General features: G+C 38.3%; 18 protein-coding genes and 2 other annotated features. Of the genes, 15 read left to right on the top strand and 3 right to left on the bottom strand.

Translation table 11 applies throughout. From position 1 onward, the window contains the following. Positions 1–56: 56 nt before the first annotated feature. From ytxC to ACSVDH_RS20965, 7 genes are all read left to right on the top strand, one after another. Positions 57–905, top strand: coding sequence for a putative sporulation protein YtxC (gene ytxC / locus ACSVDH_RS20995; protein WP_439249925.1), 849 nt, complete (start codon positions 57–59; stop codon positions 903–905). Between the two features lie 605 nt (positions 906–1510). Continuing rightward, positions 1511–3448 carry a threonine--tRNA ligase gene (thrS, locus tag ACSVDH_RS20990; RefSeq protein WP_439249926.1) on the top strand — a complete coding sequence of 646 codons (1938 nt, stop codon included), beginning with the start codon at positions 1511–1513 and terminating at the stop codon, positions 3446–3448. Positions 3449–3815: 367 nt separating this feature from the next. Next, positions 3816–3943, top strand: a sequence feature (ribosomal protein L20 leader region). A gap of 78 nt (positions 3944–4021) precedes the next feature. Next, a complete protein-coding gene (gene infC / locus ACSVDH_RS20985; RefSeq protein WP_197089596.1) occupies positions 4022–4543 on the top strand; it encodes a translation initiation factor IF-3 in 522 nt (173 codons plus the stop codon). Positions 4544–4563: 20 nt separating this feature from the next. Further along, positions 4564–4764, top strand: coding sequence for a 50S ribosomal protein L35 (gene rpmI / locus ACSVDH_RS20980; RefSeq protein ID WP_066326889.1), 201 nt, complete (start codon positions 4564–4566; stop codon positions 4762–4764). Between the two features lie 32 nt (positions 4765–4796). Beyond that, positions 4797–5156, top strand: a complete 360-nt coding sequence (gene rplT, locus ACSVDH_RS20975; protein WP_299089532.1) for a 50S ribosomal protein L20 — start codon at positions 4797–4799, stop codon at positions 5154–5156. Positions 5157–5256: 100 nt separating this feature from the next. Further along, positions 5257–5526, top strand: coding sequence for a DUF1294 domain-containing protein (locus ACSVDH_RS20970; RefSeq protein WP_299089531.1), 270 nt, complete (start codon positions 5257–5259; stop codon positions 5524–5526). Between the two features lie 48 nt (positions 5527–5574). Then, positions 5575–6177, top strand: a complete 603-nt coding sequence (locus ACSVDH_RS20965) for a TVP38/TMEM64 family protein (RefSeq protein WP_439249927.1) — start codon at positions 5575–5577, stop codon at positions 6175–6177. 76 nt (positions 6178–6253) lie between these two features. On the opposite strand, the gene ACSVDH_RS20960 is transcribed toward ACSVDH_RS20965, so the two are convergent. Beyond that, complete coding sequence (locus tag ACSVDH_RS20960; protein WP_366945160.1) at positions 6254–6646, bottom strand: sigma-w pathway protein ysdB; 393 nt, start codon at positions 6644–6646, stop codon at positions 6254–6256. 121 nt (positions 6647–6767) lie between these two features. Here ACSVDH_RS20960 and ACSVDH_RS20955 point away from each other — a divergent pair, with 121 nt between their 5' ends. Further along, positions 6768–7256: a dUTP diphosphatase gene (locus ACSVDH_RS20955; RefSeq protein WP_439249928.1), complete on the top strand. Its 489-nt coding sequence runs from the start codon at positions 6768–6770 to the stop codon at positions 7254–7256. A gap of 84 nt (positions 7257–7340) precedes the next feature. Then, positions 7341–8426, top strand: coding sequence for a M42 family metallopeptidase (locus ACSVDH_RS20950; protein ID WP_439249929.1), 1086 nt, complete (start codon positions 7341–7343; stop codon positions 8424–8426). Positions 8427–8693: 267 nt separating this feature from the next. On the opposite strand, the gene sspI is transcribed toward ACSVDH_RS20950, so the two are convergent. Then, on the bottom strand, positions 8694–8906 hold the full coding sequence (sspI, locus tag ACSVDH_RS20945; protein ID WP_439249930.1) for a small acid-soluble spore protein SspI: 213 nt from the start codon (positions 8904–8906) through the stop codon (positions 8694–8696). Between the two features lie 113 nt (positions 8907–9019). Here sspI and ACSVDH_RS20940 point away from each other — a divergent pair, with 113 nt between their 5' ends. From ACSVDH_RS20940 to pheT, 3 genes are all read left to right on the top strand, one after another. Further along, positions 9020–9772: a TrmH family RNA methyltransferase gene (locus tag ACSVDH_RS20940; RefSeq protein ID WP_439249931.1), complete on the top strand. Its 753-nt coding sequence runs from the start codon at positions 9020–9022 to the stop codon at positions 9770–9772. 49 nt (positions 9773–9821) lie between these two features. Next, positions 9822–10118 (top strand) — a binding site (T-box leader). Positions 10119–10306: 188 nt separating this feature from the next. Further along, positions 10307–11341, top strand: a complete 1035-nt coding sequence (gene pheS / locus ACSVDH_RS20935) for a phenylalanine--tRNA ligase subunit alpha (protein WP_299089524.1) — start codon at positions 10307–10309, stop codon at positions 11339–11341. A 16-nt stretch (positions 11342–11357) separates the two neighbouring features. Beyond that, complete coding sequence (gene pheT / locus ACSVDH_RS20930; RefSeq protein WP_439249932.1) at positions 11358–13772, top strand: phenylalanine--tRNA ligase subunit beta; 2415 nt, start codon at positions 11358–11360, stop codon at positions 13770–13772. 33 nt (positions 13773–13805) lie between these two features. Here the strand turns inward: pheT and rnhC are convergent, their stop codons facing one another. Continuing rightward, positions 13806–14744: a ribonuclease HIII gene (gene rnhC, locus ACSVDH_RS20925; protein WP_439249933.1), complete on the bottom strand. Its 939-nt coding sequence runs from the start codon at positions 14742–14744 to the stop codon at positions 13806–13808. 118 nt (positions 14745–14862) lie between these two features. On the opposite strand from rnhC, the gene zapA reads away from it, so the two are divergent. From zapA to polX, 3 genes are all read left to right on the top strand, one after another. Further along, the gene (zapA, locus tag ACSVDH_RS20920; RefSeq protein ID WP_439249934.1) at positions 14863–15135 is read left to right on the top strand and encodes a cell division protein ZapA; all 273 of its coding nucleotides are present in this window, start codon (positions 14863–14865) and stop codon (positions 15133–15135) included. A 9-nt stretch (positions 15136–15144) separates the two neighbouring features. Continuing rightward, complete coding sequence (locus ACSVDH_RS20915; RefSeq protein WP_299089516.1) at positions 15145–15684, top strand: CvpA family protein; 540 nt, start codon at positions 15145–15147, stop codon at positions 15682–15684. Positions 15685–15796: 112 nt separating this feature from the next. Then, positions 15797–17542, top strand: coding sequence for a DNA polymerase/3'-5' exonuclease PolX (gene polX, locus ACSVDH_RS20910; protein ID WP_439249935.1), 1746 nt, complete (start codon positions 15797–15799; stop codon positions 17540–17542). Positions 17543–17608: the final 66 nt, after the last annotated feature.

Raw genomic sequence — 17608 nt, 5'->3', positions numbered from 1 at the left:
TATTCCTATTCCCCCATATACATAGAATCAGGTGTTGGCAAATAGGGGGGACAAACATGCTTGAGATTTTATTTGGGTCTCCGAAAGAGGCGAATATTATATTTTCAATTTTTCGTACTTTATGCAAAGATTTTGAAACTGATCTGCAAATGATCAATCAACAATGCATAAAAATCACCCCAAAAACGTGGGAAAATTCACTTGAGAATCTAGTTATACCTGGACTAGTTCAATTCATTATTGACCATAAAGAACATCAAATGATGTTAACGATTCTAAAGGAACATTATTTTTTTCTCGAAGAAGAGGAGCAGCAGCAAATTATACATATTGCTCAGTCGATTATAGAAGGGGAACGTAAGGATATTCCAGGAGTTCAGTCTTTTTTTTCTCGTGATGTCATTTTGCGAGATTCCCTTCAAGAATTTTTGCGTCCTGATTTATATTTCTCCTTTTCCTCATTTCAAAAATTCCGCTTGCATGAATATACAGCTAGATTACGTGAATATGTTGAGGCAGCCATTGAGGAATATAAGCTTGAACAGGAGTACCAAAACTTTATCCAAAGCTTACGTGATTTTCTTGTTCATTGTGATAGCAAGCTGGAGTTTCTTTCAATTGTTCAAGATAAAGAATTTTTAGTTTATAATGCTGAAAATCTAAAGGTGACAGAAGATGAATTGCAAGCTTATATTGATCAAGCCTTTGTCTCTCAACATCCGATGTATATTGATTCAAAACTATTAGCTCCTATCGTTTCCATCGCACCAAAATGGATCTACTTATATACAAATGATCCTTTTGATGGAATGGTACAAACGATTCAAAATGTATTTCAAGAGAGAGTTACCATACATAGTTTAAGTGACTTTAAGCAGAAGTCTACAAATGAGAAAAATGTGTAAAACCTAACTTGATTTTAAGATAAAAACACATTATAATACGAGATAATTGCAATATGTAACAGTAATGATAAGGACATGAGTTTGTTTTTACGGTTCCCAGAGAGGGAAGGATATGCTGAAACCTTCCTAACACGAAGAACAAATTTACCACCTTTAAACTTCAGTTGTGAACGGAAAAACCTAGTAATGACTGACGGTCTTCCCGTTATCGATGTTTAAGCCATACACATATACACGCGTGATTCTATCTTTTGCGTGGATAGATGATGACTCATCGTCATAAAGGTATGGGAACAAGGGTGGAACCACGATCCATTGACAATGTTTTTTAACTCGTCCCTTTTTTGGGGGCGAGTTTTATTTTTTTGGAGCAACCAAAAATTATTGGCTGCGAACTTAGTGTTCGTGTCCAGCTGCAGTGCCTAGCCCCGAAGCACAGGACGTGCAAGGGCAGTCAATGCGGCAGGACGCCGCGTTTTGACTGCCTCGAGGTCATAAGCCACTATTGAATTGAAGATAAAGAACACCTTCTATTCAATAGTGTCTTATTTGCCCGAGGCTGTTCAAGGCACTTCCGCATTTCAAATAATAAGGAGTGAACAAGGATGTCAGACGTTATAAAAATTGCGTTTCCAGACGGAGCTGTGAAGGAGTTTGCAAAAGGTACGACAACTGAAGATATTGCGGCATCCATTAGCCCTGGATTAAAGAAGAAATCTCTTGCAGGAAAGCTTGATGGACAGTTGATTGATTTGCGTACACCAATCTTAGAGGATGGCGCGATTGAAATTGTAACCCAGGATAGTGGTGAAGCGCTAGAAATTATGCGTCATTCAACAGCGCATTTAATGGCACAAGCGATTAAGCGCCTATATAAAGATCAATCAGTTAAGCTTGGAATTGGTCCAGTTATTGAAAATGGGTTTTATTATGATATCGATATGGAGCAGGCGATTACACCGGAAGATTTACCACTGATTGAAAAAGAAATGAAGAAAATTGTTAATGAAAACCTTGAGATTATTCGTAAGGAAGTAAGCCGTGAAGAAGCGAAGAGAATCTATGAGGAAGTCCAAGATCCTTTAAAGCTTGAGCTTCTTGATGCTATTCCAGAAGGTGAAGCAGTATCCATTTATGAACAAGGTGAATTTTTTGATTTATGCCGAGGTGTTCATGTTCCATCAACAGGGAAAATCAAGGAATTTAAGCTGCTCAGTGTAGCAGGTGCATACTGGCGTGGAGACAGAAAAAATAAAATGCTGCAACGTATCTATGGAACGGCCTTCTTTAAGAAAAGTGATTTAGATGAGCATCTTCGTATACTTGAAGAAGCGAAGGAGCGTGACCACCGCAAGCTTGGGAAGGAACTAGGTTTATTTACTACTTCTCAAAAGGTTGGTCAAGGGCTTCCGCTATGGCTGCCAAAAGGTGCAACAATTAGACGTATTGTTGAGCGTTATATTGTTGATAAAGAAGAGCGTTTAGGCTATCAACACGTATATACTCCGGTTTTGGGAAGTGTTGAGCTCTATAAAACCTCTGGTCACTGGGAGCACTATCAAGAGGATATGTTCCCTAAAATGGAAATGGACAATGAAGATTTAGTGCTTCGTCCAATGAATTGTCCACACCATATGATGGTTTATAAAAACGATATTCACAGTTATCGTGAATTGCCTATTCGTATTGCAGAGCTTGGAACGATGCACCGTTATGAAATGTCAGGTGCTTTAACTGGACTGCAGCGTGTTCGTGGAATGACATTAAATGATGCCCATATTTTTGTTCGACCTGATCAAATTAAAGAAGAATTTATCCGCGTTGTCAGATTAATTGAAGCTGTATATAAAGACTTTGGCATTGATAAGTATTCGTTTAGATTGTCTTATCGTGACCCTGAAGATAAAGAAAAATACTTTGATGATGACAACATGTGGGAGAAGGCACAAAGCATGTTAAAGGATGCTATGGATGAATTAGGCCATGATTACTATGAAGCAGAAGGAGAAGCGGCGTTTTACGGTCCGAAGCTTGATGTACAAGTTAGAACAGCTCTTGGTAAGGATGAAACACTTTCAACTGTTCAGCTGGATTTCTTATTACCGGAACGTTTCGACTTAACATATGTTGGTGAAGACGGAAAGCAGCATCGCCCAGTTGTTATCCATCGCGGTGTTGTATCAACTATGGAACGTTTTGTAGCCTTCTTAATCGAAGAATATAAAGGAGCATTCCCAACTTGGCTTGCGCCGGTTCAAGTACAAGTCATTCCTGTATCCCCTGCTATTCATCTTGACTATGCAAAACAAGTACAAGAACAATTGCAAGAGACAGGATTACGTGTTGAATTAGATGCACGTGATGAAAAAATCGGATATAAAATTCGTGAGGCACAAATACAAAAAATTCCTTACATGCTTGTTGTAGGGGATAATGAGATTGCAGAAAAAGCAGTAAATGTCCGTAAATATGGTGAACAAAAATCAGAAACGGTTGCATTTGAACAATTTATAGAAGGTATTAAGATTGAAGTGAAAAGATAAGTTTATTTAGTTGGTAATGTAGTTTAGTGGAAGCGCCTTGTTCATAGCAGATCAAGGCGCATTCCGCTTTTCTTACTCGTTAGCCAGAAAGTATAACTTTTTGTACTTAGTTTTGGTGTCTAGCTCCAGCGCCTTAGCCCCTCTAGGGTCTAGCCAATTTGGAATTGAAGGCAAAGAACGCCTTCTATTCCAAATCGTCTTATGCTTGTCGGGGCTGTTCGAGGCGCTTCCTCTTTTCTTAATAAAAAACTATTGCAACATGTTAATCCATTTGGTAAAATAAAAAACGTTGTTAAAACATATAGTACTTACTTGCAAGATCTTTGTTATGGTGTTATAATGTTCAAGGTAATTGAATAGTCTTTCATATAACAAGTAGAAGCACCCGCTTCTCACCTGATTGACACATCTGTATGTAGTTGACAGGTTACGATGAACTTTTTATGTATACAATCGTAGTGTGGGTGTTTCATGCATCCACACTTTTTTATTTATTAAAATAAAAAAGTGCGGAGCTAAAAATTCGGATTTGAAAAACTACTATTCAGTTTGAGAAAACCTTGGAGGTGGCTAATTATTAGCAAAGATATGATGGTAAATGACGGAATTCGCGCACGTGAGGTTCGTCTGATCGGTGCCAATGGAGATCAGCTTGGAATTAAATCTCGTCAAGAGGCTTTAGAAATTGCTGCAAGAGCTAATCTTGATTTAGTTTTAGTAGCACCAAATGCAAAGCCTCCTGTATGCCGCATCATGGATTACGGAAAATTCCGTTTTGAACAGCAAAAGAAAGAAAAAGAGGCGCGTAAAAATCAAAAGATCATCAATTTAAAAGAGGTTCGTTTAAGCCCGACAATTGATGAGCATGACTTTAATACAAAGCTTCGAAATGCACGCAAGTTCTTAGAAAAAGGCGATAAAGTAAAAGCTTCTATCCGTTTCAAAGGACGTGCAATAACTCATAAAGGAATTGGTCAGAAGGTGCTTGATCGATTCTCTGCTGAATGTGCGGACTTAAGTACGATTGAATCACATCCTAAAATGGATGGACGTAGCATGTTCCTAGTTTTAGCACCGAAAAATGAAAAGCAATAATACTTAAGGAGGAATCCCTTATGCCAAAAATGAAAACTCACCGTGGAGCAGCAAAGCGTTTCAAAAAGACCGGTTCTGGTAAACTTAAACGTTCACATGCTTACACTAGCCACTTATTCGCTAACAAATCTACAAAAGCTAAACGTAAATTACGTAAATCAACTGTAGTAAGCAAAGGCGATTTCAAACGTATTCGTCATTTATTAGACAACATTAAATAATCGGAAACATCGTAATATAGGAGGGAATTTACATGCCAAGAGTAAAAGGCGGTATCGTTTCACGTAAACGTCGTAAAAAAGTATTAAAATTAGCTAAAGGTTATTTCGGTTCTAAACATAGATTATACAAAGTTGCAAACCAACAAGTAATGAAATCATTAATGTATGCTTACCGTGACCGTCGTCAGAAAAAACGCGACTTCCGTAAGCTTTGGATTACTCGTATCAATGCAGCTGCACGTGTAAATGGTCTTTCTTACAGCCGTTTAATGCATGGTTTAAAGCTTGCTGGTATCGAAGTTAACCGTAAAATGCTTGCTGATTTAGCTGTAGCAGATGAAAAAGCATTTGCTCAATTAGCAGACGCAGCTAAAGCGAAACTTAACCAATAATTGATTGAATGTTAAAGAGCTGACTCCGTAATGGTGCAGCTCTTTTTTCGTTTCCATATGGTATAGTAGGTAAAAAGAATGGAAGGGAAGATCGTACATAATGATTTACATCATTAGCTATTATTTGCTAATCAATCTTATAAATTATTTCTTAATGGGTGCAGATAAAAATAAGGCAAAGCGTGGGGAATGGAGAATAAAAGAATCAACATTATGGTGGATAGCCTTAGTTGGCGGTGCCTTAGGAGGACTTATCGGAATGAATAGATTCCGTCATAAAACAAAACATACCTCGTTTGTGATCGGGTTTCCGCTCATTACTATTTTACATGTGTTTCTTTTTATCTATTTAATCATTAAGTTAGCATAAAGATCATTTTGTTTCGTAAAATGGTATCGACACACTGCTGCATCAGGAATGACAACAAAGAAAGTGGTGATGACGATTGAACTAGCTGCATCGTCAATGTTAACGGCAATTGAAACGACTGGATTTTTTGCACCGTTAGTATTTATATTGTTGCATCTCATTAGGCAATTTCTGTTGATCCCTGTAGTTGTCGTCTGCATAGGCGGAGGGATCATATTTGGGGCTGAATTAGGTGCGATGTACTCGGTGATCGGCCTTACAGGTTCAAGTATTACTTTTTATATGATGGCCAAATTATTTCCAGCTCTAATGAGTCGTTTTATTAAAATGAAACAAAAATGGTTTGGAGAATATACTAAGCTATCGATTGGGCAAATTATGATTTTGCGGATGATTCCCTTTGTTAATTTTTCACTTATTTCGTTATGCATTATCGAAAGGGCAAAAACCTTTCAAAGTTACACAAAGCTTTCGTTAGTAACCCATATTCCATCTGTGCTTTGTTTTACATTTTTAGGTGCTTCGCTTCAAGCACTATCCCCAATCATGTTACTCGTTATTTTCGTCGTATTGGCTTTTCTTGTTTACTTTTTTAGAGAAAAACAGGTATTGATTAAATGGAGCGATTTCTTTGTAAAACAGAAAGCATAAGGGAAACATGAAGGGAACTTTTGAAAGGGTCTATCTCATAAGCTTTTTGGTTTTGAGATAGACCCTTCGTTTTCCGCTATAGATCCCGTTTCTTAATCAATTCTTCCTTAATCGGACTCTTCCATTCAATTTTAGCAACCGGATACTTTTCTTTTACTTGTTGTTCAATATAAGAAAGATCTTCCCGGGTTAATTCATGCAGCTTGTGGATAGAGTTCGTCCAAATCAAAATAGAAATGACCTCAAATGTATTTGGAGCTGTACCAACATATTTTTCCCCTTCAAAATATACTCCCTTATAGGTAATCAAAAAGTTTTTTCGAACATCTTTCTCATCTAACAAGAAAAATTGTTTTTGTTCATGTGCCAGTTTAAGCTTTCTCTTCGGATTAAAATAATATTTAAGCCCCGAATAAATAAGGAAACAAATGAAAGCTAGCAGCAATAATCGTAAGACAAGCACAATCATGTAAACCCCTCCTGAGGGCAATTTTCCCATATATACGTCTTAGTATAGAAAAAGGTTTCAAGTTTTTTTCAATTTGATATAATTTTTTTAGTACATAAGTAAAGGACGGAGGCATTAAACAATGAATTTTTTATCGCTATTCGACATGCAGCAAAAACTGGATACAAAAATTGAAACACAGCACAAGTTGGAAAATGAGTCACTGATTGAACGAAAAATACTGGCATTACTAGTAGAGGTAGGGGAACTTGCAAATGAGACGAGATGTTTTAAATTTTGGAGCTTAAAGGCGCCGGCACCGATTGATGTGATTTTGGAGGAATATGTTGATGGAATTCATTTTATTTTATCATTAGGATTAGAAATAAATGTCGACCCTTCACTCAAGCTTGAAGAAATCCATGCAGAGCGCAGTGTTACTGAACAATTTTTAAGCGTGTATCAAACAATTACGGTTTTTAAAGAACAGCAAACATTGCAGGTGTATAAAAAAATGTTTGAAGAATATTTGTGTTTGGGTCATCTTCTAGGCTTTACAAAGGAACAAATTGAACATGCCTATGTTTCTAAAAACGAGGTTAATCATGAAAGACAAAAACAAGGCTATTAATCATTTTTGATGTAGATTATTCGTTTAAAATAGCCAGTTTATTATATAATAGTAAAGATATGGTTAATTTAAGGAGGCTGCATAATGACAAAGCTTGATGAAACCTTAACGATGTTAAAGGACTTAACAGATGCTAAGGGCATACCTGGTAATGAACGAGAAGTTCGTGACGTCATGAAAAAATACATAACAAATTACGCTGATGAAGTGTTTACTGACAATCTAGGCAGCTTAGTCGCTAAAAAGGTTGGGAAGCATAACGGGCCAAAAATAATGGTTGCGGGACATTTAGATGAAGTCGGGTTTATGGTTACCCAAATTGATGACAAAGGTTTCCTGCGCTTTCAAACAGTTGGAGGCTGGTGGTCGCAGGTAATGCTTGCGCAACGTGTGACGATAGTAACAAAAAAAGGTGATGTAACAGGTATTATTGGCTCTAAACCGCCTCATATTCTTCCTCCAGAAGCGCGTAAAAAACCGGTAGAGATTAAGGATATGTTTATTGATATCGGGGCATCCAGTCGTGAAGAAGCAATGGAATTTGGGGTGATGCCAGGAGATCAAGTCGTTCCATATTTTGAATTCACTGTCATGCCAAATGAAAAAATGCTCCTTGCAAAAGCATGGGATAACAGAATTGGTTGTGCAATTGCGATTGATGTTCTCAAACATTTAAAAGATACAGATCATCCAAATGTCGTTTATGGAGTAGGTACTGTTCAAGAGGAAGTTGGATTACGCGGAGCTCGTACATCTGCTAACCTTATTGAGCCTGATATTGCTTTTGGTGTTGATGTAGGGATTGCCGGAGATACACCAGGTATTTCGGAGAAAGAGGCAGCGAGCAAAATGGGAGAAGGGCCGCAAATTGTCTTATATGATGCCTCAATGGTTTCTCATAAAGGCTTGCGCGACTTAGTAACCGATACGGCAGATGAATTAAATATTCCGTATCAATTCGAGTCATTACCAGGCGGCGGAACTGATTCTGGTGCGATTCACATTTCGGCAAATGGAGTGCCTGCGCTATCCATCACGATCGCAACACGCTATATTCACTCACATGCTGCAATGCTTCACCGTGACGATTATGAAAATGCAGTAAAATTAATAACAGAAGTTATCAAGCGATTGGACCGTGAAATGGTTGATAAAATTATGTATGAATAAAAAGAAATGCGCAAGGCGCTTAGCATTCGGCGACAAGCTAAGGCGAATAGGAATAGAAGGTGTTCTTTACCTTCAATTCCTATTTGACTAGACCCTAGAGCCGATGGCGCCTGGAGCTAGACACTAAAACTAAGTACAAAATTTTATACTTAAAACTTTAAAAAAGGGTCTGACTCCAATCAAACACACATATCCGGAACTTCCCGCTATGAAAGGTTCCATAAAAGTGTTTGGGGGTCTGACCCTCTTGTTTTTAAACAGCCCTCTTTATTGCTTTTTTAAGCCCTGTTCTAGGGTTGCCAGCATTTCGTCTTTATCTTGCTCGGTAGCATTTTGCCAGATGACCTCAAATAACACACCGAGGCCTGGCAGCATTTTTTCTTCCCCGCTTTGAATGGCGTCAACAATTGTATCTTCTAATTGATCCTGCGTATTTCCAGTTACATTTGCAATAACTGCATGGCGTAAATTTAAATTCATGTTGATTCACTCCTCATTTTATTCTTAATGCTAGGATTAGCGTTTGTTAAATGCATGAAAATTATGTATGATTGGAAAGGAGAAAATGGAATGTAAGTAAAAGGAGAAATACAGTGAACCGCATCGAGTCAGTTAAAAACCCAAAAGTAAAGCAATGGAAAAAACTTCATACAAAGAAGGAACGGGAAATGACAGGCACGTTTATCATTGAGGGCCAGCATTTGGTGGAAGAAGCATTAAAAAAGAAGGAAATCATCATAGATCTTATTGTTTCCGAGGAGACAAGACTTCCTTCTCATTGGAATGTCGATCAATTGAATATAACGATTGTTACAAAGGAAATAATGAAAGCTATTAGTGATACAGAAACCCCACAAGGAGTAGCAGCTATTTGTGAAGTTCATTCGCACAATACAGTCCATGAGTGGAAAAAGGTTCTCCTCGTTGACCGTGTACAAGACCCGGGGAATTTAGGAACAATTATTCGTACAGCAGATGCAGCAGGGATTGACGGAATCATATTAGCTGAAGGAACGGTCGACCATTACAATTCAAAAGTCATTCGCTCAAGTCAAGGTTCAATCTTTCATGTGCCGATTGTTAAGGGAAGTTTACTTGAATGGCTTGAAGTTTATCGTGAAAAGCAGATTCCAACATACGGCACCTCTTTACAAAATGGAGTAGGCTATCGTGAAGCATCGCCGTCTGAATCGTTTTGTCTTGTGATTGGCAATGAAGGCAGCGGTGTGGACAGTGAATTGCTGACTAAAACCGACAAAAACTTGTACATTCCTATCTATGGTGGAGCAGAATCATTAAATGTTGCCATTGCAGCAGGAATTCTTCTTTATCATTTACGGGCGTAGGTTGCAGGAACAATTTGTTTTGATTATAATAAGATAGAAATTACATATGAAAGAAACGATGACAGAGACTAGTAATTTACAATTTATCCAATCAGGGAAAAAGTGCCGTAGACTGAAAGCACTTTTTTGGACTAAAGTAAATGAATTCACCTCTCGAGTTGATACTTGGACCGTATTAGAGCTTTTTAGTGGGAAAGTTTTTTCAAACCTTTAACCTCTCACATCAAATCTCTAAAACGTAAAGGTATTCCGGTTTTTACCGTTATTTAAATGAAGTGAGCAGTGCGAAGAATAAGTTTGTGCACGGCTAACAAGGGTGGTAACGCGAATTCAACTCGTCCCTTTTTAGGGGCGGGTTTTTTATTTGCTAAAAAAAGCCAACCCTTTTGACTTTGTATTTAAGTTTAGCTGCAGCGCATAGAGCCTCAAGGTTATAAGCCACTAATGAGGGAGAAATACCTTTACTTCATGGCTGTCTTATTTTCCTTATAATGGTCAAGGCGCTTTTGCTTTTCAAATAAAGGAGGAAGAAACATGCAGGAGCAATTAAAACAGCTTCAACAAGAAGCGCTTGAAAAGGTTGAACAAGCGCAGGATTTAAAAGCATTGAATGACATACGAGTTGCTTATTTAGGCAAGAAAGGCCCAATCACAGAGGTTTTACGCGGCATGGGAAAACTTTCAGCTGAGGAACGTCCAGTAATGGGTGCCCTTGCTAATGAAGTGCGAGAAGCAATTGCGACATCGATTTCAAGCAAACAGGAGCATTTAGAACAATTAGCTGTAGAACAAAAGCTGGCACAGGAAACAATCGATGTGACGTTGCCAGGAAGACCTGTTAAAGTTGGAAATCACCATCCGTTAACAGCGGTACTTGAAGAAATTGAAGATTTATTCCTTGGAATGGGATACCAAATTGCTGAAGGCCCAGAAGTGGAAACAGATTACTTTAATTTTGAAGCGTTAAATCTTCCTAAAGGACATCCGGCACGTGACATGCAGGATTCATTCTATATTACTGAAGAGCTGCTATTACGGACACATACATCACCGGTACAGGCAAGAACAATGCAAAAGCATAAAGGTCAAGGTCCAGTGAAAATCATCTGCCCTGGAAAGGTGTACCGTCGAGATAACGATGATGCTACACATTCCCATCAATTTACACAAGTAGAAGGGCTAGTTGTTGATGAAAACATTAGCATGAGTGATTTAAAAGGAACTCTTGAAATATTTGCAAAGAAAATGTTCGGAGAAGAACGCGAAATTCGTTTACGTCCAAGCTTCTTCCCATTCACCGAGCCTTCTGTGGAGGTAGATGTATCTTGCTTCTCTTGTGGAGGAAAAGGCTGTAATATCTGTAAGAAAACAGGATGGATTGAAATGCTTGGAGCAGGAATGGTCCATCCGAACGTTCTTGAAATGGCTGGCTTTGACTCAAAGAAATACAGCGGATTTGCTTTTGGAATCGGTGGAGAACGTATCGCCATGTTAAAGTACGGAGTCGATGACATCCGTCATTTCTATACAGATGATGTCCGTTTCTTAAAACAATTTAAACGAGTTTAATTAGGAGGTTATGAACGTGTTTGTTTCATATAAATGGTTAGCCGAGTATGTCGATTTATCAGGGATTACACCTGATGAATTAGCTGAAAAAATTACCCGCAGCGGAATTGAAGTAGAAGGTGTTGACGTATTAAACGAAGGCATAAAGGGTGTCGTTATAGGTCATGTTCTCGAGAAGGAACAACATCCTAATGCTGATAAGCTGAATAAATGTCAAGTTGATCTAGGAAATGGGGAAGTTGTTCAGATTATTTGCGGTGCAAAGAATGTGGATAAAGGCCAAAAGGTTGCAGTTGCAACTGTTGGGGCTGTTCTACCAGGGAATTTTAAAATTAAAAAAGCAAAACTTCGCGGGGAAGCTTCAAACGGGATGATTTGTTCATTACAGGAGCTTGGAATTGAATCTAAGCTTGTAGCAAAGGAATATTCAGAAGGCATCTTTGTATTTCCTAGCGATGTTGTAGTAGGGGCTAATGCACTTGAGCAATTAAATCTTGATGATGCTGTTCTTGAGCTAGGCTTAACACCGAATCGTGCTGATGCACTAAGTATGCTAGGAGTTGCCCATGAAGTGGCAGCTATTTTAGATCGCAATGTGAAGTATCCTGAAATTTCATATGAGAGCATTGGTGAAAAAGCCTCGGATGCTGTGACAGTAAAAGTTGATGCAGCTGAAGATAATCCAATTTACACAGCAAAGGTGATTAAAAATGTAACCATTGCCCCATCTCCGTTATGGATGCAAACTCGCTTGATGGCAGCAGGGATTCGTCCGCATAATAATGTCGTTGATATTACCAACTTTGTTCTTTTAGAATATGGTCAGCCATTACATGCTTTTGATTATGATCGCTTCGGCTCAAAGGAAGTTGTTGTTCGCAGAGCAAAAGCTGGAGAAAAAATTGTAACGCTCGATGATCAAGAGCGTACGTTAACGACAGACCATTTAGTGATAACAAATGGTACAGAACCGGTTGCCTTAGCTGGTGTAATGGGTGGTGCAAATTCGGAAGTTCAATCAGACACGAAAACCATTCTCTTGGAATCCGCCTTCTTTAATGGACAAAGAATTCGTATTGCTTCAAAGGATCACGGGTTAAGAAGTGAAGCAAGTGCCCGTTATGAAAAAGGGGTTGATCCAAATCGTGTCAAAGCCGCAGCTGAGCGTGCAGCACAGTTAATCTCCTTATATGCAGGTGGAGAGGTGCTTGAAGGTACGGTAGAAGTTCAATCAGTCTCTTTTAAGCCAGTAGTCGTTCAAACAACGGTTGAAAAGATAAACCGTGTTCTTGGAATGAATATTTCAGCTGAAGAAATAAAGTCAATTTTTGACCGTCTCCAATTTGGAGTAGAGGTTGACAACTCAACAATTACTGTCACAGTTCCAACTCGGCGAGGTGATATTTCGATCGAAGAGGATTTGGTAGAAGAGGTTGCAAGGCTTTATGGTTATGACAATATTCCAACAACATTACCGGTTGGGCAGGCATTCCCAGGAAAGCTGACGGATTATCAACATAAACGCCGTAAAGTACGTCGCTACTTAGAAGGTACTGGTTTATATCAAGCAATCACGTATTCATTAACGAGCGAAGAGAAAGCGGCAAAATATGCTCTTGAACTCTCAGAATTAACGAAACTTGCGTTGCCGATGAGTGAAGAACGAAGTGTACTAAGATTGAGTCTGCTTCCAAATTTATTAGAAGCGCTAAAATACAATGTAGCAAGACAAATTGATCAAGTTGCTTTATATGAAATTGGCTCAGTCTTCCTTTCGCAAGGCAAGGATTTGCAGCCGCTTGAGAAAGAACGATTATCAGCAGCAGTAACGGGCTTATGGCATACACATTCTTGGCAAGGTGAGAAAAAGCCAGTTGATTTCTATGTTGTAAAAGGAATTATTGATGGATTAGCAGATCTTCTAGGTCTGACAAATCACATTCTATATAAGCAAGCAAAACGTGATGGCATGCACCCGGGGCGTACAGCGGAAATCTTCCTTGGTGATAAATTGGTTGGCTTCATCGGTCAAGTTCATCCATCTGTACAAAAACAGTTAGACCTATCAGAAACTTATGTATTCGAGCTTTCATTAGTTGATCTGTTAACAGTAGAGGTTGAGGAAACACGTTTTGAAGTGATTCCGCGTTATCCATCCATTACTAGAGACATTGCACTTGTTGTAGAACAGGATGTTGTAGCGGGAGATATTAAACAGATTATTACCCAAGCAGGTGGTAACATGCTAAAAGAAGTGGCTGTTTTCGATCTTTATGAGGGTGATCGTCTTGAAGAAGGAAAGAAATCAGTTGCTTTCTCACTTCGTTATTTTGACCCTGAGCGCACGTTAACAGATGAAGAAGTAACAAAAGCACATGAAAACGTGTTAAGGACAGTAGAAGAAAAAATTGGAGCTACCTTGCGTGGATAAACAATTAGGGCTGTTTTAAAACAGCCCTTTTCCTTATTTTTTCGCTAATCTCAACGCTTTGTCCGTGTTAGCGAAATGCTTTTTACTAATCGAGGCCAAAAATTGACTGCCTCTTTTTTGAATGATTTTTGCTGCAGCAATATCCACTTGTGCCCCAGCACCTTTTGGAAGTGTTACACCTGCTATCTCGGATAAACGTTCAAACTCTTTTACAAATGAGTATCTGGCAATAATCGAAGCAGCGGCAACTGCCAAATGAATTCCTTCAGCTTTTGTTGAAAAGTAAATGTTTTCTCTAACGACATTTTTTCCTTGCAAATGCTTAAAGTAAATAGCTGGATCAACAAATTGATCAATTAATAACCCGTCAGGCTTTTCTGGAGTTATTTTGCTAAGAAGATGGTTGATGGCTTGATTATGTAATAATGCCTTCATTTTCCCTTGGGACATTCCCTTATGCTGAAGTTCATTGTATTTCTCATTATGAAGCACAAGTAAGCTGTATGGTATGGTCTGAATTAAATCTTTAGCAATTTCGATAATTTGCGGATCTTTTAGATTTTTTGAGTCCCTTACCCCAAGCTCTTGCAGCAAAGGAATCTGCTCATTTTTTACATATGCTGCAACCACTGTCATTGGCCCAAAGAAATCGCCTGTGCCAACCTCATCAGACCCAATAATGGATAAGCTTGAAATATTTGCTGGCGGCTGGAAACCGATTGATGCTTTTTTCGTTGAGGCTATTACATGTTTTTTAGCTGGTTCACTGTGAGTTTCCCATTTTAACGCCTCCTCCTCTCCCCGGGTTCCTTGAAACAATACCTTTCCTGATTTGTAAGCTGTAATGGTACAACCATTCACTTTTGCTGAAAAAACAGCACCTTGAGGGGTTTTCGCTGTTTTAACAGAAGCATAGTGCGCTTCCATTTTTTCGATTGTATCAGTCGTTACCTTAATCACTGTGTTTGCCATCCTGACATCCTTTCATCTTCTAAAATAGTCGTGGAATCGTGCGAAATGAATCGAAATATCGATCTTCTTCCCATTTCCTAAAGCTTCATGTTATGATAAGGTGTAGGATTTGCAGGAAATGGAGGATTTATCGTTGTCAAATCGCCCTAAATCGAAAACGATAGTAGATATATATGGTCAACGATTCTCAATTGTAGGGGCAGAAAGCACCAGTCATATTCGTGCAGTTGCTTCAATTGTTGATGATAAAATGCGAGAGATTAATAGTAAAAACCCTTCTCTTGATATAAATAAGCTTGCTGTTTTAACAGCAGTAAATGTAGTTCACGAATATTTAAAGCTAAAAGAAGAGTATGAAAAACTAGAGAAGCAAATAATAGAAAAGGATTGAAGCTAAGAAATGCTAGATTTAGTACTATTTATTATTCTATTATTCGGAATCCTAGTCGGCTTAAAACGCGGTTTTATTCTCCAATTTGTGCATTTGACCGGGTTTATCGTTGCATATATTGTAGCATATCAGTATTTTGATGATCTTGCACCGAAATTAAAGCTGTGGGTTCCGTATCCTGTATCAAGTGATGGTCCGGCCGTTTTAACCTTACTAAATGGTGAAAATTTAGAAGGAGCTTATTACCGTGCTGTTGCTTTTGTTATATTATTTATAGGAACAAAGATTGTTATGCAAATCATTGGCACCATGCTGGATTTTGTTGCATTGCTGCCAATTTTAAAGCAGTTAAATAGATGGGCGGGCTCCATTTTAGGATTTTTAGAATCCTATCTCGTGCTATTTATTTTACTATTTATTGGTGCGCTCATTCCAATTGAACAGCTTCAACAAGCACTAGATCAATCATTGCTATCGAATTTGATCGTCAATCATACACCGTATTTTTCAGATAAGGTAAATGAACTCTGGATTCAGTACATGTCATAACTTCTCTTCACGCATAGAGAAGTTTTTTCTATTCGGTAAATGATGTTTGTAAAAATTGTACTTTTTCTAAAAATATTTGTATCATTTTGATTAATGAGGTAGAGGTGAAACCATGACTATTCATAAAAAGGATGTTATTCGTTTATTAGAAAAAATTGCGGTATTAATGGAGTTAAAGGGTGAAAACCCGTTTAAAATAGCAGCGTTTCGAAAAGCGGCAAATGCACTTGAAACAGATGATAGAAGCCTTGCTTTAATCGATGATTTTACTAAAATCCCGGGAATTGGCAAGGGAACCTCAGCCGTTATTAAAGAATATATAGAAACAGAGAAATCAGAAGTTCTGGAGCAATTGCAGGAAGAGGTTCCAGCGGGATTGCTGCCATTATTAAAGCTGCCAGGTTTAGGCGGCAAAAAAATTGCCAAGCTTTATAAAGAATTACAAATAGATAGTGTTGAAGCCTTAAAGCAGGCATGCGAGGAGAATAAAATTCAAGTGCTGGCAGGCTTCGGGGAAAAAACAGAAGAAAAAATATTAGCGGCGATCGAGGAAATGGGAAATCGTCCTGAACGTCTTCCGTTAGCATTTATGCTGCCCATTGCAGAGAAAATTGAAGCATATCTCAGGCAATGTGAAAGTATTAAAGGATTTTCAAAAGCAGGCTCTTTAAGACGTATGAGGGAAACGATCAAGGATTTAGATTTCATCATTTCAACAACTGAACCGGGGAAGGTTCGTGAACAGCTGTTAGCTATTCCTGCTTTATCTGCAATTATCGCTAATGGTGATACAAAGGTTTCTGTTCAATTAAGCTATGATTATGAAGTAAACGTAGATTTCCGCATCGTTAAGCCTGAGAAATTTGCCACTACTCTTCATCATTTTACAGGTTCAAAAGATCATAATGTGAGGATGAGGCAGCTTGCAAAAGAGCGTGGAGAAAAAATAAGTGAATATGGAGTAGAAAACATTGAAACAAATGAAATAAAAACCTTTGCTACAGAAAGTGAATTTTATGAATATTTTAATCTTCCGCATTTTTCACCGGAAATACGCGAGGATGGTACAGAGGTAGATTTTTTCACAAAAGAAATGAGGCTTATTCAATTAGAGGATATAAAAGGTGACCTGCATATGCACTCTACTTGGAGCGATGGTGCGTTTACGATAAGGGAAATGGTGGAGGCCTGCCGTAAAAAGGGCTACAGCTATATTGCCATTACTGATCACTCTCACTATTTAAAGGTTGCAAACGGGTTAACACCAGAACGTCTGCGAGCGCAACGAGAGGAAATTAAGGCCTTAAATGAGGAGTATGATGATATGACCATTCTTGCAGGTGTCGAAATGGACATTTTGCCTGATGGTACATTAGATTATGATGATGAACTATTAAGTGAGATGGATCTTGTGATTGCTTCCATTCATTCTAGTTTTTCACAGCCTCGTGAAATTATTATGAGCCGCTTAAAAAAAGCATTGGAGAACAAACATGTTGACATTATTGCTCATCCAACTGGCCGCCTTATCGGGAAACGAAACGGGTATGATGTGGATATTGATATGCTGATTCAACTAGCAAAGGAAACGGATACTGCGTTAGAATTAAATGCAAATCCTCATCGTCTTGATTTAAGTGCTGAACATGTAAGAAAGGCACAAGAAGCAGGGGTAAAACTTGTTATCAATACAGATGCACATAATACCGATATGCTCGAAGATATGAGAGTGGGAGTAGCGACTGCTAAAAAAGGCTGGATCATGAGTGATAATGTTATAAATACATGGGAGATCAATAAGCTGCGGACGTTTTTAAATAGACATCATAATAAATCTGGAAATAAGATTTTAAGTTAAAGACAATATCATAGAAAATTTCTTTTAAAGAGAAACGATCATGCAATTACTAGGAGGTTTACGGTT

It is taken from the genome of Metabacillus sp. Hm71 (assembly GCF_051842955.2).
In the GTDB taxonomy this organism is placed as follows: Bacteria; Bacillota; Bacilli; order Bacillales; family Bacillaceae; genus Metabacillus.
The sequence above is the reverse complement of the archived record's forward strand: the minus strand, read 5'-3'. Positions and strand labels throughout refer to the sequence as shown.